11 protein-coding genes are annotated in these 12,845 nt (G+C 45.0%); 7 read left to right on the top strand and 4 right to left on the bottom strand.

The features are described from left to right. Nucleotides 1–2: 2 nt before the first annotated feature. The 4 genes from manA (at nt 3) to R7Q41_RS13210 (ending at nt 6,148) form a co-directional block, all read left to right on the top strand. The gene (gene manA / locus R7Q41_RS13195) at nt 3–1,220 is read left to right on the top strand and encodes a mannose-6-phosphate isomerase, class I (protein WP_054575431.1); all 1,218 of its coding nucleotides are present in this window, start codon (nt 3–5) and stop codon (nt 1,218–1,220) included. Nucleotides 1,221–1,574: 354 nt separating this feature from the next. Next, nucleotides 1,575–2,837: a hydroxymethylglutaryl-CoA reductase gene (locus R7Q41_RS13200; protein ID WP_115386657.1), complete on the top strand. Its 1,263-nt coding sequence runs from the start codon at nt 1,575–1,577 to the stop codon at nt 2,835–2,837. A gap of 407 nt (nt 2,838–3,244) precedes the next feature. After that, nucleotides 3,245–4,813, top strand: coding sequence for a DUF1800 domain-containing protein (locus tag R7Q41_RS13205; RefSeq protein WP_064369239.1), 1,569 nt, complete (start codon nt 3,245–3,247; stop codon nt 4,811–4,813). Between the two features lie 9 nt (nt 4,814–4,822). Continuing rightward, a complete protein-coding gene (locus R7Q41_RS13210) occupies nt 4,823–6,148 on the top strand; it encodes a DUF1501 domain-containing protein (protein WP_318144523.1) in 1,326 nt (441 codons plus the stop codon). A gap of 85 nt (nt 6,149–6,233) precedes the next feature. Here R7Q41_RS13210 and R7Q41_RS13215 read toward each other — a convergent pair whose 3' ends face one another. Then, nucleotides 6,234–7,328, bottom strand: coding sequence for a ketoacyl-ACP synthase III (locus R7Q41_RS13215; protein WP_005387993.1), 1,095 nt, complete (start codon nt 7,326–7,328; stop codon nt 6,234–6,236). A gap of 162 nt (nt 7,329–7,490) precedes the next feature. Between R7Q41_RS13215 and trxC the strand changes: the two genes are divergently transcribed. Both trxC and R7Q41_RS13225 read left to right on the top strand, forming a co-directional pair. Next, the gene (gene trxC / locus R7Q41_RS13220) at nt 7,491–7,925 is read left to right on the top strand and encodes a thioredoxin TrxC (protein ID WP_005376074.1); all 435 of its coding nucleotides are present in this window, start codon (nt 7,491–7,493) and stop codon (nt 7,923–7,925) included. Nucleotides 7,926–8,101: 176 nt separating this feature from the next. Beyond that, the gene (locus R7Q41_RS13225) at nt 8,102–9,262 is read left to right on the top strand and encodes an MFS transporter (RefSeq protein WP_033907039.1); all 1,161 of its coding nucleotides are present in this window, start codon (nt 8,102–8,104) and stop codon (nt 9,260–9,262) included. Between the two features lie 49 nt (nt 9,263–9,311). Here R7Q41_RS13225 and R7Q41_RS13230 read toward each other — a convergent pair whose 3' ends face one another. Next, complete coding sequence (locus R7Q41_RS13230; RefSeq protein ID WP_025767744.1) at nt 9,312–9,701, bottom strand: nitrous oxide-stimulated promoter family protein; 390 nt, start codon at nt 9,699–9,701, stop codon at nt 9,312–9,314. A gap of 14 nt (nt 9,702–9,715) precedes the next feature. Continuing rightward, on the bottom strand, nt 9,716–10,225 hold the full coding sequence (locus R7Q41_RS13235; RefSeq protein ID WP_005376068.1) for a GNAT family N-acetyltransferase: 510 nt from the start codon (nt 10,223–10,225) through the stop codon (nt 9,716–9,718). 136 nt (nt 10,226–10,361) lie between these two features. Here R7Q41_RS13235 and R7Q41_RS13240 point away from each other — a divergent pair, with 136 nt between their 5' ends. Further along, nucleotides 10,362–10,553 (top strand): DUF2986 domain-containing protein, encoded by a 192-nt coding sequence (locus tag R7Q41_RS13240; protein ID WP_005376066.1) that lies wholly within the window; start codon nt 10,362–10,364, stop codon nt 10,551–10,553. A 49-nt stretch (nt 10,554–10,602) separates the two neighbouring features. On the opposite strand, the gene R7Q41_RS13245 is transcribed toward R7Q41_RS13240, so the two are convergent. Then, nucleotides 10,603–12,774: a TonB-dependent receptor gene (locus R7Q41_RS13245; RefSeq protein WP_213907651.1), complete on the bottom strand. Its 2,172-nt coding sequence runs from the start codon at nt 12,772–12,774 to the stop codon at nt 10,603–10,605. Nucleotides 12,775–12,845 lie beyond the last annotated feature (71 nt).

Consider the following 12,845-nt stretch of genomic DNA (forward strand, 5'->3'; position numbering starts at 1 on the left):
TCATGAATTTGAACACTATTTCATCGTATAGCTTCTTTCAAATGAACAACAAAATCCAAAACTACGCTTGGGGAAGCACCTCTTCTATTCACGATTTGTTTGGCTTTTCTAACGAAACGAATGAGCCTCAAGCAGAAGTATGGATGGGTACTCACCCAAACGGCTGCTCTGAAGTTCAGATTGAGCAAAACACGCTGCCTTTGTCTGAACTGATCAAACAAAACCAACCCGCTTATTTATCAGCAGAAACCGCAGCGAAATTTGGCGACCTGCCCTTTCTGTTTAAGATCTTAGCGGCCGAACACGCACTGTCGATTCAAGTTCACCCAAGCAAACAAGATGCCGAAATAGGTTTCGAAAAAGAGCAAAGTGCTGGGATCCCACTAAACGCGAGCCATCGTAACTACAAGGATCCGAACCACAAACCTGAGTTGGTGTACGCGCTAACAAGTTACCAAGCCATGAACGGTTTTCGCTCGTATTCCGAGATTATTGAGGCATTTAGCCTTTGCGATATCGATGAGCTACGCGCGCCACTAGATGCATTCAAACACGAAGCCAACTCACAAGGTTTACGCGATTTCTTTGTGCACATTCTGACCATAGAAGGAGAAACAAAAGAGCGAGCACTGAAACAACTTCTTGCCCACGCTTCACGTCAATCGGAACAAGGCACTGACAGCGACGTTTTCCAGCTCATCTTGGATCTATCCACTCAATACCCCGGCGATGTCGGCTTGTTTGCGCCATTACTGTTGAATGTCATCACGCTGCAACCTGGCGAAGCGATGTTCCTGAGCGCAAGAACGCCACACGCTTACATTAAAGGAACGGGATTAGAGATCATGGCGAACTCAGATAACGTTTTGCGTGCAGGACTCACGCCGAAACATATGGATGTTGAAGAACTGGTTAAATGCACAGACTTTGTGCCTAAGCCGTTTAACGGCCTTGTTCTAGAACCCAATGCCAATGGTTGCCAAAGCCTTTACCCCGTTCCAGTGGCAGACTTTAGTTTCAGCATTCTTAACGAACCGAACAATGAAGTGATTGAGGCTAACAGCGCAGAGATTTTGATGGCGATTGATGCCGACCTGACACTCATCAGTGATAACGGTGAGACGTTAACCGCCGCGAAAGGACAATCGGTATTTGTTCCTGCTTACGTTGGCCATTACCGTATTCAAAGTGCGGGACGTGTGGCTCGCACCTTTAACTAACTTCTGGATAACGGATTCAAGCTAGCGTCTGACCCAAGGGACTGGGTTAGACAGCTTATTCCTCTCATAGATTGAGCCTGTCCGGTTTTAAGACACTCATTCTTACACCTTATCGACTCAAAGCCGCTGCGGTCTAAACCATCTAAGTTCTCTAAGAACCATAGGTTCCTCTATTCACTGCAACATTCATTGTCAAAACCCATTTATTTCCAGTAAATTCGCCGCTCCAATATCAAATCACTTGGATAATAAAGGCGCTTGCACAGTGGTATTTGTTGCAAAACGTATAATCAACGTTGTAATCAAAGCCTCAATCACTACAATCTCTGGTTCGATTTTTCAGTTAACGTTTGTATGCCGAAGTTAAACCAAGATAACCCTGTTCAAAGCTCCGCCCTTTCCGATATCGAAACCAGCAGTAAGATTCAATCGGCATTAGAACCGAAGTTTCACAAGCCAGAGAAACGTCTCTGCTTAAGCCCTGGCCTATCGGATAAGCATTTGGCGCGCCGTTGGCAAGTATTGGAACAAGTGACCAATAAAGATCATCTTCTTGATCCTTTCACACAGTCACATTGCGACGCTTACTCCAACAACATCGAGCACTTCATTGGTACTGTCAATGTGCCGGTCGGCATCGCAGGCCCTTTGCGCGTCAACGGTTTGTATGCGAACGATGACTTTTTGGTTCCGCTCGCAACGACAGAAGCCGCGTTAGTCGCTTCCTACAACCGTGGCGCAAATCTTATCACCGCCGCTGGTGGCGCGAGCGCATTGTTACTAAGTGAAGGGGTGAGCCGAACACCAGTATTCGCCTTTAATCACCTTGCTGACGCCGGCCAGTTCGTCAGTTGGGTTGTGACCCAGTTTGACGTATTTCGTCAAATTGCGGAATCCACCACCTCACATGGCAAACTCAAAGACATCAATGTAAATATCGAAGGAAACCACGTTTATTTGGTCTTTGAATACGTGACTGGTGACGCTTCCGGACAAAACATGGTGACCATCGCAACAAACGAAGTGTTCCATCATATTTTGGCGACCAGCCCAATCAAACCAACTCAAGCATTCTTGGATGGCAACTTATCAGGCGACAAAAAACCAAACGCGCACACACTGCGCTCGGTACGCGGTAAGAAAGTATCCGCCGAAGTGACCATTCCTGCTGAGTTGGTGGAAAAATATCTGCATACGACGCCGGAGTCTATGGTTCAATTTGGCAAAATGACCACAGTGGGCGGTTTACTCAGCGGGACAATTGGCGTCAACGCGCATTACGCAAACGCGCTTGCCGCGCTGTACATTGCTTGTGGTCAAGATGCCGCTTGCGTTGCAGAGTCTGCCATTGGAATCACTCGTATGGATGTGGACGCTCAAGGCAACTTGTACGCGTGCGTGACCTTGCCAAACATCATGGTGGGGACGGTTGGTGGTGGTACTGGCCTTCCAACGCAAAAAGCATGTTTGGATATTTTGGGTTTGCACGGCAACGGCAATGCGAAAGCGTTAGCCGAAGTCGCAGCTGCGCTTTGTCTGGCTGGCGAACTCTCGATCGTGGGCGCATTTTGTGCCGATCACTTTTCTCGTGCTCACCATAAGCTTGCCCGAAAATAACCTTTGTTGCTTTGTACAAGAGAACATCCGTGTGGTTTTCTCTTGTGCAAACCAATGGACTTTATTTATTGGCTCAATAATTTCTTGAAACTAACTTAAGCCTTAACAAACATACCAATCTCTTGTTAACAGTACTTTAGCTGTCCCCCTTCTATATCCATTGCGATATCTCTGCTTGTTACTCTTCATTGGCCATATTTAATATCAGTATCTTAGAAAAAATAGCATCAAAAACTTCTAGCACTATAGTACCAAATTCATCGTTTGAGTTTTTTGTTCACCACTTATAGCTACTATACTCGCCTATGCAGCTGCTTGATTTTCATAAATTTACTAAACAGCTCAAAAGAGCTTAATAACTCCCGTTAAATGGACTTAAATCGTTACTTCGGGTAAGCGAGTTAACTATGAGACGTCAGAAGCTAAATAAAATCTCTGCTTGGGTACTAGGATTGGCTATCTTATTGCTGAGCCATGTGCCTAATGTATCAGCACAAATACAGCAATCCCCATCCGATCAAACCGTTGCGCGTTTTCTCTATCAAACCTCTTTTGGACCAACTCCTGCGTTAATTAATGAGGTTAGGGAAAACGGGTTAGAGGACTGGATACAGAAACAAATCAACCTGCCAGCAACCTACCATCAACCACTTTATCAAACGCCTTTTTCTAAAGGCCTACAGTCAAACCGAGAAAATGCTTGGTATCAGATTGTTGTTACTGCTGAAGATCAGCTCAGACAGCGAACGGCTTATGCATTGAGTCAGATCGTAGTCGTTTCTCGTTATGGCGGCGTTCTTTCCAGCAAACCTACAGGGTTAGTGAATTACTACGATCTGTTGGTTGAGCATGCGTTTGGCAACTACCGAGACCTGTTGTATGACGTTTCCATCCATCCAGTCATGGGGAGCTATTTGTCTATGCTCGGTAGTGCAAAAGAAAATAGTGCGACAGGAACGCTTCCCGATGAGAACTTTGCTCGAGAGTTAATGCAGTTATTCACTATCGGTTTGTATGAACTCAATTTAGATGGCAGTAAAAAGCTAAACCACGCAACAGGCAAACCTATCCCCACGTACAATCAAACTGATATTCAAGAGCTCGCGCGAGCATTAACTGGATGGAAAAATTCCGACATCGCATTCGTGAAACCGATGCGAGTTATCAGTCAAAGACACGACACCGGCGAGAAGCGATTTCTAGGGAACGTGATCCCATCGGGTCTAACCGCACAAGAAGAGCTTTCAAAAGTGATTGATATGTTGATGTCTCACCCAAATGTTGCTCCATTTGTTTCAAAGTTACTTATCCAACGTTTGGTCAGTTCAAATCCAAGCCCAGAGTACGTCGCGCGTGTTGCTACGATATTTAACAACAATGGGGAAGGAGAAAAAGGCGATCTAACCGCCGTTGTTCGAGCCATATTGCTCGACCCTGAAGCATTAGGGATGACGGATACCCCGCCTATAAAAGTGAAAGAACCGATACTGGTCCTGACTAATTTTCATCGAGCATCAGGTTTTACGATTAAAGGATCACGTTACGAAGACGCAACAACGATGATGAACATCGCTAATCAAGGGCCGCTTCGTTCTCCTTCCGTGTTTAATTTTTACTCTCCAGACTATCAGCCGTCTAACGAGTTTACGGAGTCTGGTATTAACTCTCCAGAGTATGAACTTCTCAATTGGTCTGTTTATACCGATTTGGTCAACTATATGTTAACCAGCACTCGTAGAGGAGGTGGAGATTCCTACCACTTCGATCTTAACGAGTTTTATCTTCTTCTGGACGATCACCGTGCCTTAGTCGAATTGGTTAACGAGCGTTTCTTTGCTGGAACGGCTTCTGCTGAATTGAAAGAGCTCATGCTCACCGCCCTGAATGATTATCGTGGGGACTATGTGCCAACAACAAAACTCGCTCTAGTGATATTTACCGCCATTTCTGGCGACGAATTCTATATTCAGGATTAGGAGTGAATTATGGATATTTCACGACGACATTTTATACAAAGCACGCTATCGATGGGCGCACTAGCCTCTCTTAGTCTGCCAGGTTACTCTCTCGCAGCGCCATCCAATGACTTTCGAGCATTAATATGTGTGTATTTAGCAGGCGGAAACGATGCATTCAACACCATACTGCCATTATCGGAGGCGCACTATCGTCAATATTCCAAAGTCAGAGGGCCACTCTCTGTCGCCAAAGAAGACATACTCCCTATCAATTTAAGTGCTGTCGATAGCTCAAATCACCCAGTGAAGCTCGGCTTACACCCAAAGTTAAATGCGTTAACTTCCGTTTTCGAACAAGGCGATGCCAGCATCGTGCTCAATAGTGGCATTCTCAACCATCCCGTCACCAAACAAGCTATTGAGCAAGGTGAAGCATCACTTCCCGAGCAACTGTTTTCTCATAATTCTCAAACAGACGCTTGGTTACTTGGTGGAATGAGCGAGTCTAAAAATCTTGGTTGGGCTGGCAGAATGTTGGATGTATTAAACTCTGAATCAGAAATAACACCGCTATACAGTGTGCATGGCAACTCGCTTTGGTTACGGGCAATGGAACACCGCCAAACTGTCCTGAAAAAAGATCGCGCGGTTCAGCTTACCGCGATTGATAACCCGCTATACAAGGGGATCTATGATCGCCTTCTCTCTCATCAAACTGACAATCCATTTAATGGTCATTTTAATTTGATGGTTGATGAGTCGATGGTAATGAGCAGTGTACTGAGCGAGCAACTCAACCACATTGCTGACGAGCCGCTGTTTACGTCATCGACGCTCGGCAAGCAGATGCAAACCGTGTACAAATTGATAGCAAGCCAAGATGTCCTGAAGCAGCAACGACAAGTCTTTTTCGTTAAACACTCTGGGTATGACCTACACGATTCGCAACTGGCACGTCATCCAGTGCTACTTGAGGATCTCGCGACAAACCTTTTAGCAATGTATCGTGTAGTCGAACGGTTAGGGCTAAACAAGCAAGTCACCTCTTTCACTATGTCTGACTTCGGTCGACGGATGATGAGCAACGGAAATGGTACCGATCATGGCTGGGGTGGCCATCAACTATTAATTGGAGGCGCGGTAAATGGGAAACAACCTATCGGTACATGGCCGGAACTAATACTGGGCGGAAACGATGATTACTCTCAAGGCCGACTCATACCCAAAATTGCCGCTGATCAAGTTGGTTCAACACTAGCACAGTGGATGGGCGTGAGTGATAACGCTGCACTGGAATACGTGTTCCCGAACATCCGTAATTTTACCCATTCAAACCTGGGTTTTATGTCGTAAGATATTTTACAGGTAGCTGTAGAACACATCATCAAATAAGGGAGCCTCGCGCTCCCTTACTCATCTTATGTTTGCAAAGTGTCCGTTACACCTCGTCGCGACGGCGTTCGTTACACAGCTTAATGGCACGCTCAAGTAATTCTAGCGCGGATTGCTCACATTCAGGCAGAACCGCATCACTTTCACCAATTGGCGTTACGCGGTCACCCCATTTCAATACTGCCGCACCCCATGTCAAACCTGCACCAAACGCAGCAAGAAGCATGTTATCACCTGGGTTAACTCGACCTTGCTCTACCGCTTCACACAATGCAATTGGCACCGTCGCAGCTGAAGTATTGCCATAGTTTTGAATGTTAACAAACGCTTTGTCGTGTGGAATTCCAGACAGGTCGCACAAGGTTTGAATAATACGAATATTCGCTTGATGCGGAATCACAACATCGATTTGTTCCGTCGTTAACTGTGATGCTTTCAGTACGGTTTTCGCAGCTAGCCCCATACCTTTTACCGCACGTTTGAAAATTTCTTGTCCTACAAAGTTGAAATCCCAGTAACCGTTGTCTTCCGCAAAGCGATCCATACAAGTACCAAACTTTGGTACGGACAGAATATCGCGGCCTTTTGCGTCACAACCGATTTGAGACTGTAGTAAACCCGTTTCTTTTTCCGTTCTTGATAACACAACGGCGCCCGCACCATCACCAAATAGAACAGCGGTATCTCGCATTGCCCAATCGATGTAGAATGACAATCTTTCCGCACCAATAATGATCGCGTTACGATAGTTACCTGATTGAATCAAACGTGTGCCCGTTTCTAGGCCATAGACAAATCCCGTACATGCGGCATTTAAGTCAAAGGCAGCGGCTGCACGAATACCTAGGTTCTGCTGTACCTTAGAAGCGATATTTGGAATCAATGAATCTGGTGAACAAGTCGCCACAATGATTAAATCCACGTCTGTTGCATCGACGCCTGCTCGAGCTAATGCATGTTTAGCAGCAACGGTCGCCATGTCTGACGTGTTTACATGACTAATACGGCGGTTTTCGATACCAGTGCGGGTACGAATCCACTCATCGGAAGTATCGAGGAAAGTGCTAAGATCATCGTTAGAGAGCACAGCTGGCGGAACACATTTCCCCCAACCTGTAATTTCAGCGTAGTAATTTGTCATCGCAGACCTATTTATTGTTGTATTTTAATAAAATTTCTTAGAACCTTAGGCTCAAATACAAACCTGCGCTGCGTTATTTCGGCAGGTTAAAAAATAAGTATACAAATAATGAGGCTGACTGGTAAGTCATGTTTTCATCAATACGTAATAAAGGAAGAAGTCATGTCATCGTTTAAAACTCGCTGCCCTTCGTGCGGCGGTCTAAATCGTGTCCCTAATGAGCGCGTTGCCGAATCTGCAACTTGCGGTAAATGTAAAAGTGCACTTTTAGACGGCTCGCCTATCGAAGGTACACAAGATAACTTTTCTGCTCTATTACAAAGTGATATGCCTGTTGTAGTAGATTTTTGGGCCCCATGGTGCAACCCGTGCGTTGGTTTTGCTCCTGTTTTCTCTGATGTTGCTCATGAACAAGCCGGTACGGCTCGTTTTGTTAAGATTGATACCGAAGCTCAACAACAACTTGCGGCGCAATTTGGTATTCGCAGTATTCCTACCATTATGGTTTTCAAGAATGGTCAACGCGTTGATATGATCAATGGTGCGTTACCTAAAACTCAATTTGATCAATGGTTAAATCAAGCACTTACTAAATAATCTTCCACGCCAACCTTGTTTGTAGGTTGGCGTTTTTATGCAACTTATCAACCTATCTAGTTAATAAATATTATTTGTCGAAACGACTTAAATTTATCATTTTACTTGCCTAACTATTAGCCTCATATTCGCGCCGAATAACCCTTAGATTTCATTTAACTTATAGGCGCAAAACAGTGGAAAACACAGTCGTTCCTGCAGCATCACCACGAGTTACAGTTCCAGTCGTCGCACTGTCTCTTTATGCGGTGGCTTCGGGCTATTTAATGAGCTTGATCCCTCTCATGCTCGGTGAATACAACATCTCAGCAGATTACGCGAGTTGGTTGGCGAGTGTGTTTTATGGCGGCTTATTAACCGGTGCTATTTTTATTGAACGTATCGTTCGTCAAGTTGGTCACCGTAACGCGTTTATTGGTTGCTTGGCCGTATTTTCGCTAACTATCGTCACACTACCCGTGTTTGCTAACGGATTGATGTGGCTTGCCGCTCGCTTTATTGCGGGTATCGCGGTTGCTGGTGTTTTTGTCATTGTTGAGTCTTGGCTAATGTCTGGAGACGAAGCATCGCGTGCGAAACGTTTGAGCTTGTACATGCTATCGCTTTATGGTGGTTCAGCATTAGGCCAGTTTGGTATTGGCGTGCTTGGCGTAAGTGGCGGCGTTCCGTTTATTGCGATCACGACGTTGATCTTAATGGCGATGCTGGTGCTAATGTTCATTGAGTGTGAGCAGCCAAACAGCCATGAATCAACCGCTTTATCATTTAAGCAAATTGCCAAACTAAACCATGCAGCAATTATTGGTTGTGTTGTTTCAGGTTTGACCTTAGGCGCGATCTACGGATTAATGCCAGTTGAGTTAACTAACCGTAAAATTAGCCATCAAGACATTGGTACATTGATGGCGCTAGTGATTCTAGGTGGCATGCTAGTCCAACCAATGGTGACCGCGTTAAACAAATACATGAGCCGCACAGTGCTAATGGCGTTTTTCTGTATTTTGGGTATTTTTTCGATCGGTATGACGTTTATTTCCTCGTCAGCCGTGGTATTGGCTGCTGCATTATTCTTTTTAGGTGCAGCTACTTTTGCCTTGTACCCGATTGCAATCAACTTAGGTTGCGAAGGACTTGATGAACGCTTTATTGTCTCTGCGACACAAGTCATGCTGTTTAGCTACAGCATCGGCTCTGTTGCTGGTCCTGTTGTCGCTGATAAATTTATGGGCCAAGAACACGGCTTGCTAGGCTACTTGTTTGCCGCTTTGGTTGCGACTGGCGTATACATGCTACTTGCTGCGAGCAAAACCAAGCAGCGTATGGCCGCTGGCCTCTAACCACGCCGCTTCTACTCAACGAAAACGAGGGCATGTCGCCCTCGTTTTTTTATTCTTCGCATTTTTGTTTAGATAAACGCTTGTGACGGTTTGACGCGTTCGCTGCAGGCTTTTCCGGTACCATTCGCTTTTCATGAAGCAAATGACGAACCGCCAAGATGGGATGTTTCAGTAACATTCTGGGGCCAGAGTAACGCATGACCAAACGCATTTGTTCTTTCGGCTCTGGTTTGTAGCAGTGAATCGGACATTTATTACACGTCGGTTTATTCTCTCCATAAGGACAGCGGTCGAGGCGCACTTCTGCGTATTCAAGCAGCTCATGACATTCTGAGCATAAGTCACGTTTTGTTCCATGATGGTCATGACAGTAAACCTCTACCATGGCTTTTACTGTCTTAAATTCAGTGGCGAGTTTGCCAAGTAAAATATCGCTCATGCGCTATCCAAAAATCACAACATCATTGTGTAAAGTTCTAACGTGCGGCCATTATCATATTGCTGCTCAACTCGTTCAAACTCAAAGCCCAGTTTTTTGAGCAAACTTATACTACGAATATTGTCATTGTTGGTGATGGCAACCAAATTATCGAGTTTCATTTCCTCTCTAGCGTATTCCAGCACTGCGGTTGCAGACTCCGTTCCGTAGCCGAAGCCATAAGCGGAAGGTAAAAATCCATATCCGAGATCATAGTGTTGTAATGTGTCACGTTTAACCAACCCACAAATCCCGATGGGTTGTCCATCTTCTTTCTTCTCTACAACGAGTAAACTCACGCCTTTAATTTGTTGCATGCGTAGCATGTTTTCTTTTATGTAACGCGCCGCTTCATATTCGGTACGAATTTGTTTGTCTCCGACAAAACGGTAGAAGTCTGGGTGGTTATAAAGTTTTAGTATAAATGGTGCATCATCTACACTCACAAGACGCAGTATCAAACGTTCGGTGTACAGTGTTTTCATTTGGGCTCCATTAAAACGCGATAGATGATTGGACATAGGAACGTACTTGAATTTTGCGACCGATACCGGCGCTTATTTAGTTGTAACTTGATAAAAAAGTAACTATCCTGCCTCGCTAAATTAAAGGACCACCACCATGAACCGCAAGAAGAAAATCAATCAGATCTTGAAAGCGAAGCAGAAGAAGCATAACGCTAAGCTACATAAGAGCAATAAGCCGCGTTATATCTCCAAAGCTGAACGCGCGAAAATGGAAGCTGAAGAACAAAACCAAGCTTCAGAACACACGGAAAACGTTGTAGACACAGCGCAGACAGATCAAGCCTAAAAGAAAAGCCGCTTCAAGCGGCTTTTTTGATATTCGGAGATAGTTAGCTTTAGTATTCGACACTGTAGTTCAGTGTGAATGTGCGACCTCTTCCTTTGTAGTCGTACGCTGCAGCATCGTAGTGTGCTGCATAAAGAATCTGCGCACGTTGTCCCCAAGCGGTTGTGTAGTCTTCGTCAAATAGGTTTTGAATACCAAAACCTAACTGCCCGATAGGTAGTGTTACGTTACCAAGAAGATCAAACGTAGTGTATCCATCTAGTTTATTGTTTGCGTCATCTTCGTAATCAAACATCGTCTGGCTTTGTAAACGTACTGAATAGCTATCCTGATAGTAAGCCGCCCACGCGTTCGCTTTTGATGTACTTGCTTTACCCGCGCTTAGATCTTCCCACTTACCGTTGGTTTTAAGCTCAGAAACCACATAGTGACCTGATGCACCTAACAAAATATCACGGTTTACCCAGTAGTTAATGTTTGCTTCGGCACCGTATACACGTTGCTCGTCATCAACATTGGTGATTAGGAGCGTCTTCTTGTCATACTTGATTGAGTTATCCGAAACCGAATAGTAACCCGCCGCTTGCAGTGCGACAGTATCCGTATCTAATCGGTAACCAATTTCATAGCTGTCCGTTTTGATGCCCGACATTTTTGAGTCAGATACATTAATGCTATTGTTCAACGCGTAGTGACCATTTGCATCCGCGGCATCGTAGCTACCTTGGCCGTAGTACTTTGCAGGATCAGCGAGTTCGAAACCTTGAGAGAAGTTCGCCCAAAGCTGAGATTCATCGTTAAGCTGATAAATGGTGCCCAAATTAAATAAGCTCACAGAGTAGTCAGTGCTGCCACCTGGTACCGCATCCGCTGATACACCATTACCCGATGCGATCTTCTTTTGTATACTATAGGCAACAAAATCATCAATCTTATTGTCCATGTATTGGTAGCGGTAGCCTGCTTGTACTGACCAATCTTGATTGATTTGGTAATCCCCTTGGACAAACATTGCGTAAGACGCCACATCAACATCTGGGTAACGCCCCACTTCGGCATAGGTTCGATTAATTAAGTTCCCAGAGCTGTTCGCAATGGTTGAATCGAACAGAGCCTGGTTACTTTCAAAACGGTCTAAGTACGCATCGACACCATAAACAAGTTTGAATGACTCCCAGCTTTTAGCTAATGCTAAGCGCCCAGCAAAAACTTCTGTTTTTTGTTGAGAGGCACTTTGGTAATAAGGAGTAAAGGTTTGGTCTTCACTACGGTAAGATAACTCGCCTATCAGTTGATGACCGAATACGCTGTCGTGAGCGTAGTTCGCACTTAAGAGAACTCGCTCTGTACCATGTTCACGGTCGGAATCGAACCCCTCTCGTACATCAACAAATTTATTGTTAACAATGTACAAACCGTATGGCGAGTCTTGCTGGCTGTCATAGTATTGTGCGACAAGGTTTAACTTGCTGGCATCGGAGATTTGAATCTCGGTCGATCCCATAACATCGAGCGTTGAATTATACTGCAAAGAGCCCTGTGAAATGTCTGGGGTGACAATGTCGCCATTTGCGTCAAATGCACCTTGTGTCTCGGTGTACACAACCGAACCTCTAGCGGTAATTCGCTCATTACCACCCGAGATAGACTGAGCGAGTTTGTAATCAAAGTCATCGCTGCTATTAAAGCCTGTAGTGCCACTCACGTAGGATTCAAACGACAAGTCATCCGAGTACGCTTTCTTGGTGATAATGTTAATAACACCACCAGTAGCGCCTGCACCATAAATGGAGGTTGCACCAGATAGTACTTCAATTCGCTCGATGTTGAATGGGTCTATTGCGTCTAACTGACGACTAATCGGGCGAGAAGACTGTAACGAGACACCATCAATCATTACCAACATTGCTCTACCGCGAAGGTTCTGACCATAGTTAGTTCGACCACCGGTGCCGACGTCTAAAGAAGGGATGGTTGCAGAAAGAATATCACCCAGTGTCTTGCCCGCACGATATTGCTGAGCAATCTCTTCTTGGCCAACAAACCAAACCGTTCCTGGAATATCGGAGATCGATTTCGGCATCACACTGCCTACAACAACCAATTGCTCATCGCTTGGAGTCGATGTTTGTTGAAGATCTTCTGCTGCTATTGAGCTAACTGCGTATCCACTGCTCATCGCAAGTACGATGAGATTGAAAGAAAACGTCCTTTTCATCATTGTATTTATCTTTTTGTTGTCAACAAGAGCATGCAATGATACTTATTCTCACTCTCAAATCGAGCACTGTT

It is taken from the genome of Vibrio sp. 2096 (assembly GCF_033339595.1).
In the GTDB taxonomy this organism is placed as follows: domain Bacteria; phylum Pseudomonadota; class Gammaproteobacteria; order Enterobacterales; family Vibrionaceae; genus Vibrio; species Vibrio alginolyticus.